Genomic DNA, 15139 nt, shown 5'->3' with positions numbered 1-15139 from the left:
GCTAATTACTAAGATGAACTTGTTTCTGTATAGTTTTGGAGGCACATCGATGAAATGAGCCGAAAGGCGATATTGAAGCGGTAATGTGCCCCATGTCAAAACTTCCCAAGAATATGAGCGAAGCGAATATGATTGGTTGAAGTTGACGACTGAGAGGCATTTGCCTTCCTAAAAATTGAATATCTGGTGACGTTGGCTATGTGGTCCCACCTGTTCCCATTCCGAACACAGTAGTTAAGCACATAAACGCCGAAAGTACTTGGCTGGAGACGGCCTGGGAGGATAGGAAGTTGCCAGTTAGAAAAAGCACTGCACAATGCAGTGCTTTTTCTTTTGCCATAAACATTACTGTTGTTATTTAAATTTTTAACTAAGTACTTCTGTTGCATTACTTTTTCTTTTGTGCTATTATCTCTTTGGACAAGGGATGACATCCTATGGAGTCATACTCTTTTATTTGCTTCAATTTTTAAATACTCTTTTTCGCTTAGATCCTTGTGACTGAGACGGATGGCACCAGCGGCTCGTTTGGCTTGCTGTTATTTGTGTTTATATGCCTCTTTATCTTCAGGGATAGAGAGGCTTTTTTGATGGCATTTTGGACTCCCTTGTCAGAAGTATTTTATATTTTTAGGGAGGTGCTTTTTTGAAAGCAGCATTAAAAAGCGCTTGCAACCTGCTTGTAAGCAACATGAGTTTATTGGTATTTCTTATCGGTGTATTTGCCGTATGGCGGCCTGAGGCCTTGACGTGGGTGGGGCCACATATTCCTTTGTTTCTGGGAATAATCATGTTCGGCATGGGCATGACCCTTACAGTGGATGACTTTAAGAATATCCTCAGAAATCCAAAGGGAATTTTTATTGGTGTCTGTGCCCAGTTCCTTATTATGCCGGCAGTGGCCTTCGGTTTGGTAAAGGCCTTTGCTTTGCCACCGGAAATTGCCATTGGTGTAATCCTTGTGGGTACCTGCCCTGGTGGTACAGCTTCCAATGTAATTGCCTATCTGGCCAAGGGTGATGTGGCTTTGTCCGTTTCCATGTCCGCCACCTCAACCCTGATGGCGCCATTGATGACACCGATTTTAACCTATTTATTGGCGGATGCGGTTATTGATGTTTCTGTGTCCTCCATGATGATGTCCATTGTAAAAATGGTATTGCTGCCGGTGCTGTTGGGCTTGGGAGTGCATCATTTCTTTGAAAGCTTCTCCCGCAGAATCAATCCGTTCATGCCGGTGCTTTCCGCTGTAACTGTAGTTCTTACTGTAGGCGGTGTAGTGGCTCTCAGTGCTGCAAAGCTGCTGGATGTGGGCCTTATGATGTTTGCGGTGGTTATCTGCCATAACACCTTTGGCCTTTTCCTGGGCTACATTCTGGCCAAGCTCTTCAGATTGGATGAAAAGCGCAGTCGTACTGTGTCCATAGAGGTGGGCATGCAGAATTCCGGCATGGCCGCTTCCTTGGCTGTTATGTATTTTGATCCTATTGCTGCCATTCCGGGGGCTATTTTCAGCGTATGGCACAATGTGTCCGGGGCAGTGCTGGCCAACTACTTTGCCAAGCACAGTGAGGAATGCGACAGTGACATTATAGGACCCAGTATAAAGCTGTCCTAAGAGGCTATGCAGGTTTTAAGGAGAGGTAAGTAAGAATGAAGATTTTAAGAACTCAGGAAGAGATTAAGCAGTATTCCCGTGAGATGAAGCAGGCCGGCAAGACCATTGGTCTGGTGCCAACCATGGGGGCGTTGCATGAAGGTCATCTGACTCTTATGCGCACTGCCCGCCAGGCGGTGGATGTGGTAATTGCTTCGGTTTTTGTAAATCCGGTGCAGTTTGGCCCCAACGAGGATTTTGATGCTTATCCCCGCCAGTTTGATGAGGATTGTGCCAAGCTGGAGGAGGTTGGCGTGGATGCTGTGTTTCATCCAGAGCCAGCTGAAATGTACCCTGAGGGATTTTGCACTTATGTAAATGTGGAGGGCGAATTTACAAAGAAGCTGTGTGGTGGCCAGCGTCCAGGCCATTTCCGTGGAGTTGCCACTGTAGTGACCAAGCTCATTAATCTGGCCAGGGCTGACAAGGCCTTCTTTGGCCAGAAGGATGCCCAGCAGGTATGTGTAATCAGGCGTTTTGTGGAGGATTTGGCTATTCCTGTTGAGATAAATATGGTGCCTATTGTCAGAGAGGACAGCGGTTTGGCCAGAAGCTCCCGCAATGTTTATCTCTCAGCGGAGGAAAAGAAGGCGGCCCTGGTACTGTCCCGCAGCCTCAATATGGCCCGGGCTGCTTACCAGGGTGGCAGCAGACAGGTCAGTGAGTTGAAGAAAATTATTGTGGATGAGATAAATAAGGAACCACTGGCTGTAATTGACTATGTGGAGATATATTCCTTCCCGGCCCTGGAAGAAATAGACAGGGTAGAGGGGGAGTCCATTATGGCCATTGCGGTTAAGATAGGCAAGACCCGTCTGATTGATAATGTAATTTTGGAGGGCTAAGTCATGATGCTTCACATGTTAAAATCCAAACTTCATTGTGCCACCGTTACGGAGGCCAACCTGCAGTATATGGGCAGTATAACAATCGACAGCGATTTGATGAAGGCTGCCGGCATATATGAAAATGAGCGGGTGCAGGTGGTAAACAACAATAACGGCTCCCGCCTGGAAACCTACGTGATACCTGGAAAGCCCGGCTCCGGGGTTATCTGCCTCAATGGCTCGGCAGCCCGTTGGGCCCAGCCCGGGGATGTGGTCATTATAATGGCATACGCCTTTATGGAGGAAAGGGAAGCAGTTCAGTACAGACCTACAGTGGTAATGCTGGACAACGGTAATAAGGTAAAGGAAATCCGTAACTATGAGTGTCACGGGGAAATATACGTAAATAAGTAACAAAAATGCCTCTGTTATTATTCAATTTAGAGTAATAGCAGGGGCATTTATATTATTTTAATGATTAATGGAATTGTGAGAACATTGATTTTATTTTTAATAAAATATAAAATTATCTTTAACAGGGGGTGCCATGTTATGGGTGAATCTACGGATAAATCTATGGATAAATCTACTGACAAAAAAAGTCTTATACTGACGGTCGATGATGACCCGATAAACAATATGATACTTGATGCCATTTTGGGACATGATTATGAAGTGATTTCTGCCGTAAATGGCGAAAAAGCCATTGAATTAATAAAGGAACGCAGGCCGGATCTGGTGCTGCTGGATATAAATATGCCGGTAATGAACGGTTTTCAGGTGCTGGAGCACATTAAGCAGGATAAGGAATGGAAGGATATTCCTGTAATTATGCTGACAGCAGAGGTGGATCAGGAAAAGGAGGTCAAGGGCATACAGCTGGGAGCCTTTGATTTTCTTCACAAGCCTTTTATACCAACCCTTATCCTTATCCATGTTCAGCGTACCTTGGAATTAATGGCCCTGCAAAAACGGATGCAGGAGCGGATTGACAATCAGATTAAAGCCACCATAAGTCAGTTGGCATCCACCAAAAGGCTGTTTAAGCAGATGGTATTTGCTTTGGCGAAAACCATCGATGCCAAGGACCCTTATACAAATGGACATTCCCAGCGGGTAGCGGATTACTCCCGGGAAATTTCCTATCGGGCGGGCAAATCAAAGAATTATCAGCGTAATATTTTTTATATGGCGCTTCTTCATGATATTGGTAAAATCGGCGTGTCCGGGCAAGTGCTGAATAAGCCCGACAAGCTGACACCAAGCGAATATAGCTCCATTAAGGTGCATCCGATAATAGGCAGTGCCATATTGTCCTCAGTTCACGAAATGGAGGAATTGCAGGAGGGGGCCCGGAGCCACCATGAGCGTTATGACGGTACAGGCTATCCCGACGGCCTTGTGGGCAAGGCAATTCCGGAAAAGGCCAGAATAATTGCCGTGGCAGATGTTTATGATGCCATGACCTCAAAGCGCAGCTATCGTGATGTTCTGCCCCAGTCAGTTGTCAGGGAGGAATTGGTAAAGGCCAAAGGGACCCAGCTGGACCCGGTTTTTACTGATATAATGCTCCAGATGATTGATGAGGATGTGGAATATAGGATGCGAGAGCAGGAGGTAGTGCCGTGAATGCAAAACAACGCTCCAAGTATGAATGGGGGCTGCTTTTAGGTTTAATTACGGTTATTGTTCTTTTTGTGTCTTCACTGTGGTATTTTTCCAATGACAAGGATCAGGAGCCACCTATGGTGGGAATGGTCTTGTTGGGAGGAATGGATGAGGAGGGCTGGAATGCCCCTCAATACCGTGGCATGAAAAAAGCCTGTGATTCCATGGGTGTGAAGCTTTTGGTGAGCGACCATAACAGTGGTCTGGACGGCGCCTGTGCTGATGCCGTGCGGGAAATGGTCAAAAATGGAGCTGGCATGGTATTCCTTACCAGTTATTCCTATACAACGGATGCCAAGACCCTCATAAGGGAATTTCCCCAGATCGCTTTTGGTACCAACTCGGCAGAGTGCCGGGGCCGGAATATGACTTCATATTTTATCCGCATGTATCAGGGGAGATATCTGACAGGGGCCCTGGCGGGACTCCGTACCAAGAGCAATATTATCGGCTATGTGGCCGCCATGCCAAATTCTGAGGTTAATCGCGGTATCAATGCCTTTACCCTGGGTGTCAAGCGGACCAATCCCCAGGCCAGGGTTATAGTAATGTACACAGGAAGCTGGCAAGATGAGGAGATAGAGGCTGCAAATGCCAACAGACTAATAACCAAGGAGCATGCGGATGTAATAACCTACCATCAGGATGAACCGGCGGCAGCCAATGTGGCGGAGGAGCTGGGAATAGATTACATCGGCTATTATGAGGATTTGCAAAATCGCTCGGAGCATGATTTAACGTCAGTTGTCTGCAATTGGGACCGTTACTATGAGGAAATAGTAAAGTATTATCTCAAGGGCGAGATGAATTTTGTAGATAACCGTTGGGTTGGTATGGAGGCTGGTCTCGTGGAGCTCAGCCCATTTTCTGATGCCGTAGATTATGAGCAGCGGGGAATATTGGACCAGCTTAAAAAGGAAATGATGGCCGGTAACTTCGTGTTCGCCGGTGAAATTTATGATAATCAGGGCAAGCTAAGATGTCGTTCGGACGAAGTAATACGGGACGACCGCCTGTTACAGCACATGGATTGGCTGGTGAAGGGAGTGGAAGTCCTTGAGTAAGAGCATGAGTAAATTGGGACTGTCCCAAAAGGCCATTATTGAAATAACCCTGCTGATAATTATCCTGTTTATTACAGGCAACATCCTTCAGACCCAGATAAGCCGCAAGCTCAATGATGCAGCTGAGGAATCCGTATCCAACATGACGGCGGATATGGCCCAGCTGGCCAATGAACGGTTTATGCGTTATATAAGCACCTTGGAGGCAACGGCACGTTATCTGGAGGAGCATGAAGACCAGAAGGACAATATTATTGTGGCCCTTAACCGTGAAAATATTTATGGCCGGGCTGGTATTATGGATTATGAGGGACACACCCAGGGGGCAGTGGTCAGCAAGCATGAATATCCCAAGCTTTCCCGGGCATTCCAGGGCAACAGCGTAGTGGATTATCATGCTGATGGCGGAATAATTGTGGCGGTTCCCGTTTGTTATGGCGACAACGTCCGATATGTTATTTACCAGATCTTTTCCCGACGCAATGTGACCGCAGTCTTTGGAATGGCCGATTATAATCCTCATACGAAAATCATGATACAGTATAAGGACGGGAGCATGGCCGTTCCCTACGAGAATTTTTCCACCAGGGACCATGAGTTTTGGGGCAATAAGGACATACAAAATGGTATGGCGGAGGTACATCGCCGGCTGAAAACCAGCAAGGCAGCGGCCGTTTATACCGAGGGCGCTGAGGGGAAATTCTTTGTTTTCGGTGCTGACCTTCCCCAGACTGAATTCTCCCTTATGGGCTATATTCCGTGGTCGGCAGTGGCAGGCAAGATCAGCAGTGTGTATCAAATGATACAGTGGGTATTTACATTGCTGCTGTTATTGTTTGCCTGTGTCAGCATCTATCTTTTCATGGCACAGACCAAGGTGGCGGAAAATGCTGCCCTTAAGAAGGCACGGGAGGCAGCTGATGAGGCCAACCAGGCCAAGAGCCAGTTCCTGGCCAACATGAGCCATGAAATAAGAACGCCGATAAATGCCATAAATGGTATGGATGAAATGATTCTCAGGCGTACCAGGGATAAGGAAATACAGCGCTATGCCAGCAATATCCATTCGGCCTCCACAGCACTGCTGGGAATCATAAATGAAATTCTTGATTTCTCCAAAATTGAATCCGGACGGATGGAGCTGGTAACAGATAACTACAGCCTCCGTTCCCTTCTCAAGGATGTCACCACTTTGGTGGGCTTCAGGGCCAAGGCAAAGCATCTGGAATTTATCATCAATGTGGATGAAAAACTGCCTAATGAGTTATATGGTGATGTGGGACGCATACGCCAGATACTTATAAATGTAATTAACAACGCCATAAAATATACCGATGAGGGATCGGTAACCTTTGATGTCAGTGGTGACGTCAATGATGATACACTGTTGCTTAATCTAACAGTTACCGATACAGGTATTGGTATTCGGCCTGAGGACATGGACAAGCTGTTCCAGGTGTTTGAGCGTCTTGATTTGCAGAAAAACTGCAAGGTGGAGGGCACAGGACTTGGTCTGGCCATAACCCACAGACTCCTTACCATGATGGGGGGCACCGTACAGGTAGAAAGCACCTATGGAGAGGGCAGCAGCTTTATTATCGGTCTGCCACAGAAGATAATGGGCACTGAGCTGGTTGGCGACTTCAATGCGGATCAGGACATCGAGGAGGAATTGCTGGAGGTAAATTCCACCAGCTTTACAGCTCCTGATGCATCTATTCTCGTGGTGGATGACAATGAAATGAACTGCTTTGTGGCCACCTGTATGCTTTCGGATACCAAGGCCAAGCTGACGGTGGCCCATAGCGGTACTGAGGCTTTGGAATTACTTAAGCAGGAATTTTTCCACGTGGTGATGATGGATTATATGATGCCGGGAATGGATGGTATAGCCACCCTGCATGAGGCCAAAAAGCTGGAGGGAACAAAGAATACCAAGTTTATTATTCTCACAGCAACGGCCCTGGCCGGTGTGCGGGAGAAATTCCTTGCTGAAGGCTTTGATGATTATCTGAGCAAGCCTATGACCGGCAAGCAGCTGGATACCGTGGTAAAACGCAATCTGCCGGAAAGTCTGCTGCATCCGGTGGAGGCGAGTGAGTTATCCGCGGAGGAGATAACTGTAGCACCAGCCAAAGTGGAGGAAAAGGCCGGGACGGGGGACGCTCCTGAGATTGACAGATCAATTGGCTTAAAGTACTGCAATAACAGCGATATGCTGTATAACCGCATTCTGGATATGTTCAGCAAGCTGTGTGAGGCCAACATAAAGGAAATGGAGGACGCCTTTGGAGAGGAAGACTGGCATTCCTACAGGATTAAGGTACATGCCTTGAAATCAGGGGCCTTGAATATTGGCTGCAAATTGCTCAATGAAATGGCCAAGGCCCAGGAGCAGGCTGCCAAGGATTTCCTTGCAGATGATGCACCTGATGAACAGCGTAATGAGGCTGTGAAATATCTGAAAGCTCATCATGAGGAGATAATGACCGTGTATCGTAAGGTGGCGGATATGGCCAAGAGCATGATGGAAGAAGCATAAGAGATTAAAAAACAGGGTATGGGAAAGGCTTTTGCCTTTCACATACCCTGTTTGATTCTTGCAGGAATTATATCTGCCGTCCGGCGCCGGGACCGTCATTGGCCACGGCCACCTGGGCTTCGCTGAAGGTCTTCATATCATTTACGGTGTGGATGGCGGCATCCACGAGACGCATTCCCATGCAGGCTGTTACGCCGGGGATATTTACTCCCATGTGATAAAGAGGTGGCTCCACCGGCAGCAGGAATGGTCTTATTTCAGGTACCAGCTGGGCAGCATAGCTGGCAAGGGCGGTTACTGCCCGGTCACCGAGAATTATCATGGTGCGGTTGTGGGTGGCAGCAATTATTGCTCCCAGCACTGCTGAGGCTATCAGCTGCATTTCTGCCGGCAGCTGTGCCATAAAAGAGGAAGCCTGCAGCCTAAGGTTTCCTTGGGCATCACAGAGCATATCCGCCATTTCATCGATTATAGCAATATCATTATCGATAAGGGAAAGCCCCATTATCTGGCTGGCAAGGGAAATGTTTTCCCCCTGAAGTCGGCCGAATTCAAAGGCATCCATCTGGGTTCTTTCGCTGGTCAGATAAGCGGCAATTGAGTCGGCTCCAGTCTGGGAAGCAAAGCTGTGAATGAAAGCAGCCTGCTCCAGGTCCGGGGCGGCTTCCCTTTTCATGCCTACCAGCAAAAGGGTTTTGGATATATCCCCCGGCAGCTCGTTGGAGGTGATACCGCTAAGCTGGGAGGCAATCTGCTCGATAACTCCCAAACTGTATATAGGCTTGGACAAGTTATCAAGACGCATCTGACACCGCTCCATGGCTTCCTTATCAAGGCTTGGCATGGTGCGGGTGTAGTAGTCAAAGGTTTTATCTGTAAGGGTTACAGCAACGTCGGGAATGATATCCTTTTCAATGGTATCCCCCATCAGCTCCCTGGCAGCTGTATCCTTTTGAATATTTCTGTATGCCCTTATGGAAGCATCCAAAATATCTGCCACCAGGGATGAGCCAATGGCTTCTCCCAGCTTAATATTTAAATCCATCAATGGGGTGAAATCCATCTCTTTAAGAATCAAAGGCTGTCCCTGCTCACCGGCCCTGTGGGATGGGATAAGATAATCCTTTACACCGGGGGCCAGCCTAAGGGCAATAAGGGCGGCGGCACTGGAGTTGAACCCGTCCAAAATGGTAAGGGAACGGGAGGCGGCGGCACCCAGCATCAGACCGGCTATGGCTCCCAGCTCAAAGCCACCAACCTTGGCCAGCACGTCAATAGGGTCGGTCGGGTCCGGCTGGTTTACGGCCAGTATTTTTTCCACAGTGGCCAGCTTGTGTTTATACCGCTGGTCGGAAATATTGGTTCCCCGTCCTGTGGTATTGGCAGGGGATTCCTTAAGCAATGCTGCAGTAATGGCGGCACTGGCGGTAGTATTGGATATGCCCATTTCCCCCGGCAAAAAGAGGGTAATGCCCTGCTGCTCATGCAGCTGTCTGGCCAGGGAATAGCCATAGTACAGGGATTTAACAGCCTGCTCTCTGGTCATGGCCGGGCCCTGGGCAGAATTATTGGTGCCGGAGGCAATGTGAAAATCTATGAGGCCGGGAATCTCCTTGGCCTTGTCACTGTTTATGCCTAAATCCGCTACGCAAAGATGGGCTCCCGTATAATCTGCAAAGACATTGGCGGCGGAGCCGTGGGAAATCAGATAGTTTCCCACCATGTGCAGGGTGGTTTCCGGCGGATAGGCGCTGACGCTTTCTTTTGCCACACCATGGTCAGCACAGCAAAGGGCTACAGCCTTTATTGGCATTTCCTCAAAGGAAGCCTGTCCTGTTGCCCCTGCGTATTTTTTCAGCAAAAATCTGATGGCACCGAAAGCTTCCTTGGAGATGGTGGATTTGGCCAGCACCTGTTCCACCTGCTGAACGCTGTCCATATCCCGTGGTGGAATCTGGGCAATAAGGTCCCGCAGCTCTTCTTCAGTTATACCGGGTAAGTTGGTCATATAGCTGCCTCCTGGGGAACCTGCTTCAGACTGAGGCCTATGCGGCCACGGGCTTCATCCACGCTGATAACAAGAACAGTGACAATATCACCTACAGCAACTACATCCAGTGGATGCTTTACGTGCTTGGTGCTTAATTCGGAAATATGGATAAGGCCGGCGGTCTTGATGCCAATATCCACGAAGGCACCAAAGTCGGTGATGTTGCGGACAGTACCCCGCATTACGGTGCCCACCTTGATATCGGACAGCTTCACAATGGCCTTGCGGGTCAATGGTACAGGCAGGTCCTCACGGGGATCACGGCCAGGCTTGGCCAAGGCGTCCAAAATATCCTTTACTGTCGGTACACCTGCGTCCAGATCCTTGGCCAGCTTGCTTGGGTCCGCCAGCTTTATTTTGGCCTGGAGCATTTCCAGCTGCTTTTTGTCAGTTAAAATATCAATATCGGCACCCAGCTTGGCCAGAATATTTTCTGCCAGCTCATAGGATTCAGGGTGAACCGGAGTGTTGTCCAACGGCATTTTGCCGCCGCCAATGCGGAGGAAACCGGCGCACTGGGTGTAGGCGGCATTGCCCAGACGGGCCACCTTCAGCAATTCCCTGCGGGACTTGAATGGTCCGTTTTCATTTCGGTAGGTCACGATATTCTTGGCAATGGTGGCGTTAATGCCGGCCACATGCTTTAAGAGGGCCGGGGAGGCCGTATTAAGCTCCACGCCCACATGGTTTACGGCGGATTCAATGGTCTGGTCCAGGGTATTGGCCAGCTCCTTCTGGTTTACATCATGCTGATATTGTCCCACGCCAATGGCCTTCGGGTCGATTTTTACCAGCTCCGCCAACGGGTCCTGCACCCGGCGGGCAATGGATACGGCACCACGGATGGTGACATCGTACTCCGGCAGCTCCTCCTTGGCCAGTGGGGAGGCAGAATAAACGGAAGCTCCTGCCTCGCTGGTGACAATGTAGTGGGTATCCAGATTATTGTCCTTAATGAGCTTGGCGGCAAATTCCTCGGTTTCAAAGGAGGCGGTACCGTTACCAATGGAAATAAGATTTACCTTGTATTTCTTGATAAGGGCCAATGCTTTTTTGGCAGACTCGACGGCACCCTTTTCACCGTGGGTAATGTAGAGTACACCGTGATCCAGTACATTGCCTGTAGGGTCCACAATGGCCATTTTGCAGCCGGTGCGATAGCCCGGGTCCAGGCCCATTACAGTAAAGCCTGCCAATGGGGCCTGCAGCAGGAGCTGGCGCAGATTTGTGCCAAAAATATCAATGGCCTGCTTTTCAGCGGTTTCAGTGAGCTGGTTGCGGATTTCCCGCTCCAGTGACGGCTGGATAAGACGCTTCCAGCTGTCGGCAATAGTGTCCTCCAGAATGGACTGGAAAATGGATTTATTGGTAATGAACCTCTTGCCAATAATGGCCAGTATTTTTTCTTCCTCAATTTCCAGCTTCACCTTCAGGCACTCCAGCTTTTCGCCACGGTTAATGGCCAGAATGCGGTGGGAAGGCAGGGTGCGGACCAATTCTCTGTATTCCTTGTACATGAGGAACACCTTGCCCTCATCAGTGGCTTCCTTTTCCTCATCCAGAGCTGTGGTAATAAAAGCATTGTTCCACAGGAACTTGCGGAGCTCCTGACGGAGAGGTGCTTCCTCGGAAATCATTTCCGCAATGATATCCATGGCACCTGCCAGGGCATCCTCGGCGGTTTCAACCTCCAATTCATGATTAATGAAGTCAGCGGCCACCTCTGCCGGGGTACCCTGGGTGAGCTGCTGGAGCATAATGGTATTTGCCAGAGGCTCAAGTCCCTTCTCCTTGGCCTTCTGGGCACGGGTGCGCTTCTTCTGCTTGTATGGAAGATAAATGTCCTCCAGCTCCTGCAGCTTGGTGGTCTTTTCGATGGCAGTGCGCAGCTCGTCGGTGAGCTTGCCCTGCTCCTCTATCTTATTGAGGATTTCCTCCTGACGCTTTACGAAATTCCGGAGATAGGTGAGACGCTCGGAAATGATACGTACCTTTTCCTCGTCCAGCTCCCCGGTCTTTTCCTTGCGGTAGCGGGAAATAAAGGGAATAGTATTTCCCTCATCCAAAAGCTCTATAACGGCATCGGTCTGAAAAACTTTTATTTTTAATTCGTCGGCAATGGTTTTGCTGATATTTTCTGTTTTCATATTGAATTAACTCCTTCATCAAGTAAGCGATAGCCAAATAATTATACCATAATATTATGTTTGTATAGAAATGAAACTATAATCCTATTATTGACATAGTTGTTAAATGTATGTAAAATACTCAATGGATAGTAATTATCCGTTAATAATTGTGAAAGATAGTTACATCATACAACTAAGTTTGGAGGAAAAGAAATGATGATGGATATGCAAGGGGTAGCGGAGATACTGCGCAGCCACGGATTTAAGGTGACCCCTCAGCGTCTTGCTGTATACGATGCCTTGCAGCACACCACTGAGCATCCAAATGCAGAGATGCTTTACAATATGCTGTTGCCGACCTATCCGGCCATGAGCCTGGCAACTGTATATAAGACCATGGAGATTTTTGACAAGATAGGTCTGGCCCAGGTGCTGAATATTGGGGAGGACAGCTACCGCTATGATGCCAGAATGGAAAATCACCCTCATATCCGCTGCAATACCTGCGGCCGGGTGGATGATATTATGGAATTTGAGGACGAGGCCATTATGGAGGCTGTGGCCAAGCTGTCCGATTATAAGCTGACTGGTCGTCAGCTGTATTTCTACGGCGAATGTCCTAAGTGTCAGGGTAAAAAGAAGAAATTAAACTAATAAGCTATGGGGACAGGGCTACATACAGCCCTGTCCTTTTCTTTGACCTTTTTTCGCTTTTTTGTTATGGTATATGAGGTTCTAAGGAAAAACTAATAATATTTACAGAATATTTTCAGCAGGGATTCTTATACTTGCCTTATAGGAGGAAAGATGCAGGTTTCGGTTTTGGCCAGCGGCAGCAAGGGCAATTGCACCTTCATTGAAATGGAGGGCAGCCACATTCTGGTAGACGCTGGTATCAGTGCCAGGCGAATAAAGCAGGAGCTTGGCAATATAGGCTATTCTATAGAAGATTTGGATGGGGTGTTTATCACCCATGAGCACAGTGACCATATTAAGGGACTTGCTACCTTGACAAAAAAATACGGTGTACCGGTTTACAGCCGTCCGGAAACCTTTCGGGCCATGAACTGCTACGGGGAGCTTCCTCAGGAGTGCATTAATCCGATTATGGACAGGGTCAGGATAAACAAGCTGACCGTTAAGGCTTTTGGAATCCCCCATGATGCGGCAGACCCGGTGGGCTATTCTATTATGGGCAGCGTAAAATGCGTGGTGGCCACTGACATGGGGTTTGTGGACAGCACCCTGCGGCAGGAGCTGGAATCCGCCAGGGTAATGATTCTGGAAGCCAATCACGATGTGGATATGCTGAAAAACGGCGAATATCCTTGGCCGTTAAAGCAGCGCATACTAAGCAACCGGGGCCATCTGTCCAATATGGATACGGCCTGGACTCTGGTACATCTAAAACAAAGACCACAAAAGGTTTTGCTGGCCCATCTCAGTGAGTCCAATAATCTGCCTGATTTGGCAATGAATACTGTAAAGCAGATTCTTGACCAGCAGGGGGTAAAAAATATGGAGCTTATACTCACTGCCCAGGACAGATGTGTCAGTGTGGAATTTTAACATAATTTATATTTTGGAGGGAGAAAAATGATTACAAAGGGTAAAATTTTGAAAGCATGTCTGCCTGCAGTTATGGGATTGCTGGTGGCAGGCTCCGTAATGCTGAGTGGATGTGGTAATTCCAATGCTGCCGAAGGTATTCCGGCCTCCAGCCCAAGCTACAGCAGCAACGTATCCGATGCCAGAAATACACCGGTTGTCCGGGCGGCCAAGACCGTGGGCCCGGCTGTGGTAGGCATTACCAATAAAGCAGTGACCAGAGATTTCTTCTTCAACCTTCGTGATGTGGAGGGCTATGGCTCCGGCGTAATTTTCCGCAAGGATGGTTATATCGTTACCAATAATCACGTAATTGACGGTGCCAAGGAGATTATCGTTTCCCTTTCCGACGGCCGTACACTGAACGGCAAGCTGGTAGGTGCCGATGAAATCACTGATTTGGCCGTGGTAAAGGTGGATGCCAATGATCTGCCGGCAGCAGAGTTTGGTGATTCCGATGATATTATGGTGGGTGAGCCTGCCATTGCCATCGGCAACCCAATGGGTCTGGAATTCCAGGGCAGTGTTACCACCGGTGTAATCAGCGCCGTAAACCGCGTACTTAACAAGGGCGAAAGCAACATGAAGCTCATTCAGACCGATGCAGCCATTAATCCGGGCAACTCCGGCGGTGCCCTGGTAAATGCAGATGGCAAGGTTATCGGCATCAATTCCCAGAAAATCGTTACCAATGCAGTAGAGGGCATGGGCTTTGCCATTCCTATCAACACTGTACGGGAAGTAGTGGAAGAGCTCATGACCAATGGCCGGGTAACCCGTCCATATCTCGGGGTAAGTGTATTCGACAAGGAATCCGCTGCCCGTCAGGGTTATATCCTGAACGTCGACAAGGGTGTGTATATCTATAGTGTAACCCTGGAGGGTCCTGCCGGCCGGGCTGGCTTCCACCGTGGTGACATCATTCTGGCCGTAGGTGGCACTGAGGTCAATACCGTAGGTGAGCTGAGAGCAGCCATTACTGCCCACAAGGTAGGAGAAACCGTGGAGATTAAGTATGAATCCAACGGCAGCACCAAGACCGTCAATGTTACCCTGGATGCCCAGCCGACTGAGGGTTGATGCAGAATGAAAATCAACATTGTCACCGCGGGCAAAATCAAGGAGAAGTATCTCACTGAAGGCATCAACGAGTTTATGAAGCGGCTGGGTCCCTTCGCCAATGTGAAGATTATTGAAATCAATGAGGAAAAGATGAAGGATAATCCTTCCGAGGCAGAAAAGCAGCAGACCCTGACCCAGGAGGGCCAGCGGCTGCTGAAGCAGGTGCCGGAGGGAAGCTACCTTATTGTATTGGATGTATACGGCAAGGAACTGTCCTCCGAGGAGCTGGCAGCCAAGATAGACAAGCTGGGGCTGGAGGGCAAGAGCAACATCACCTTCCTCATAGGAGGTGCCTTTGGACTTTCATCGGAGGTCCGGGGGGCGGCGGATATGCTCCTCAGCTTTTCAAGGATGACCTTTACCCACCAGATGGTACGCTTGCTTTTGGTAGAGCAGATCTATCGGGCCTTCAAGATTAACCGTGGAGAGAAGTATCACTGGTAAATTAAGAAATAAAAAATGGGGCTGCCCA

General features: G+C 48.6%; 12 protein-coding genes and 1 rRNA gene. 11 read left to right on the top strand and 2 right to left on the bottom strand.

What is annotated here, in order from left to right; genetic code table 11:
* Positions 1 to 182 precede the first annotated feature (182 nt).
* The 7 genes from rrf (at position 183) to D081_RS10905 (ending at position 7758) form a co-directional block, all read left to right on the top strand.
* Positions 183 to 299 (top strand): 5S ribosomal RNA (rrf, locus tag D081_RS10935).
* Between the two features lie 392 nt (positions 300 to 691).
* Positions 692 to 1618 (top strand): bile acid:sodium symporter family protein, encoded by a 927-nt coding sequence (locus tag D081_RS10930; protein ID WP_085024210.1) that lies wholly within the window; start codon positions 692 to 694, stop codon positions 1616 to 1618.
* Between the two features lie 35 nt (positions 1619 to 1653).
* A complete protein-coding gene (gene panC / locus D081_RS10925) occupies positions 1654 to 2502 on the top strand; it encodes a pantoate--beta-alanine ligase (protein ID WP_085024203.1) in 849 nt (282 codons plus the stop codon).
* 3 nt (positions 2503 to 2505) lie between these two features.
* Positions 2506 to 2898 carry an aspartate 1-decarboxylase gene (panD, locus tag D081_RS10920; protein ID WP_085024202.1) on the top strand — a complete coding sequence of 131 codons (393 nt, stop codon included), beginning with the start codon at positions 2506 to 2508 and terminating at the stop codon, positions 2896 to 2898.
* 138 nt (positions 2899 to 3036) lie between these two features.
* Positions 3037 to 4113 (top strand): HD-GYP domain-containing protein, encoded by a 1077-nt coding sequence (locus D081_RS10915; RefSeq protein ID WP_233127480.1) that lies wholly within the window; start codon positions 3037 to 3039, stop codon positions 4111 to 4113.
* Positions 4110 to 5216, top strand: coding sequence for a BMP family ABC transporter substrate-binding protein (locus tag D081_RS10910; protein WP_085024201.1), 1107 nt, complete (start codon positions 4110 to 4112; stop codon positions 5214 to 5216). The genes D081_RS10915 and D081_RS10910 overlap by 4 nt, the downstream gene beginning before the upstream one ends.
* On the top strand, positions 5209 to 7758 hold the full coding sequence (locus D081_RS10905; protein ID WP_085024200.1) for an ATP-binding protein: 2550 nt from the start codon (positions 5209 to 5211) through the stop codon (positions 7756 to 7758). Before D081_RS10910 ends, D081_RS10905 begins: the two co-directional genes overlap by 8 nt.
* A gap of 67 nt (positions 7759 to 7825) precedes the next feature.
* Here D081_RS10905 and D081_RS10900 read toward each other — a convergent pair whose 3' ends face one another.
* Entirely contained in the window at positions 7826 to 9766 is a 1941-nt protein-coding gene (locus D081_RS10900; protein ID WP_085024199.1) for a nicotinate-nucleotide--dimethylbenzimidazole phosphoribosyltransferase, read from the bottom strand.
* Positions 9763 to 11955 (bottom strand): Tex family protein, encoded by a 2193-nt coding sequence (locus D081_RS10895; protein ID WP_085024198.1) that lies wholly within the window; start codon positions 11953 to 11955, stop codon positions 9763 to 9765. The genes D081_RS10900 and D081_RS10895 overlap by 4 nt, the downstream gene beginning before the upstream one ends.
* Positions 11956 to 12153: 198 nt before the next feature.
* Between D081_RS10895 and D081_RS10890 the strand changes: the two genes are divergently transcribed.
* The 4 genes from D081_RS10890 (at position 12154) to rlmH (ending at position 15111) form a co-directional block, all read left to right on the top strand.
* Positions 12154 to 12591 carry a Fur family transcriptional regulator gene (locus D081_RS10890; RefSeq protein ID WP_369824012.1) on the top strand — a complete coding sequence of 146 codons (438 nt, stop codon included), beginning with the start codon at positions 12154 to 12156 and terminating at the stop codon, positions 12589 to 12591.
* A gap of 153 nt (positions 12592 to 12744) precedes the next feature.
* Positions 12745 to 13506, top strand: coding sequence for an MBL fold metallo-hydrolase (locus D081_RS10885; protein WP_085024197.1), 762 nt, complete (start codon positions 12745 to 12747; stop codon positions 13504 to 13506).
* A 27-nt stretch (positions 13507 to 13533) separates the two neighbouring features.
* Positions 13534 to 14625, top strand: coding sequence for a S1C family serine protease (locus D081_RS10880; RefSeq protein WP_085024196.1), 1092 nt, complete (start codon positions 13534 to 13536; stop codon positions 14623 to 14625).
* Between the two features lie 6 nt (positions 14626 to 14631).
* Positions 14632 to 15111 (top strand): 23S rRNA (pseudouridine(1915)-N(3))-methyltransferase RlmH, encoded by a 480-nt coding sequence (gene rlmH, locus D081_RS10875; RefSeq protein ID WP_085024195.1) that lies wholly within the window; start codon positions 14632 to 14634, stop codon positions 15109 to 15111.
* Positions 15112 to 15139 lie beyond the last annotated feature (28 nt).

This window comes from Anaerovibrio sp. JC8 (assembly GCF_002100115.1).
Classification (GTDB): Bacteria; Bacillota; Negativicutes; order Selenomonadales; family Selenomonadaceae; genus Anaerovibrio.
Note: the sequence above shows the minus strand (reverse complement) of the source record. Positions and strands in the feature narration are given on the sequence as shown.

Bases quoted from the DNA above. Each gene is read 5' to 3' on its own strand.
- D081_RS10930 (WP_085024210.1), top strand. From the start codon at position 692: ATGAGTTTATTGGTATTTCTTATCGGTGTATTTGCCGTATGGCGGCCT.
- panC (WP_085024203.1), top strand. From the start codon at position 1,654: ATGAAGATTTTAAGAACTCAGGAAGAGATTAAGCAGTATTCCCGTGAG.
- panD (WP_085024202.1), top strand. From the start codon at position 2,506: ATGATGCTTCACATGTTAAAATCCAAACTTCATTGTGCCACCGTTACG.
- D081_RS10915 (WP_233127480.1), top strand. From the start codon at position 3,037: ATGGGTGAATCTACGGATAAATCTATGGATAAATCTACTGACAAAAAA.
- D081_RS10900 (WP_085024199.1), bottom strand. From the start codon at position 9,766: ATGACCAACTTACCCGGTATAACTGAAGAAGAGCTGCGGGACCTTATT.
- D081_RS10895 (WP_085024198.1), bottom strand. From the start codon at position 11,955: ATGAAAACAGAAAATATCAGCAAAACCATTGCCGACGAATTAAAAATA.
- D081_RS10890 (WP_369824012.1), top strand. From the start codon at position 12,154: ATGATGGATATGCAAGGGGTAGCGGAGATACTGCGCAGCCACGGATTT.
- D081_RS10885 (WP_085024197.1), top strand. From the start codon at position 12,745: ATGCAGGTTTCGGTTTTGGCCAGCGGCAGCAAGGGCAATTGCACCTTC.
- D081_RS10880 (WP_085024196.1), top strand. From the start codon at position 13,534: ATGATTACAAAGGGTAAAATTTTGAAAGCATGTCTGCCTGCAGTTATG.
- rlmH (WP_085024195.1), top strand. From the start codon at position 14,632: ATGAAAATCAACATTGTCACCGCGGGCAAAATCAAGGAGAAGTATCTC.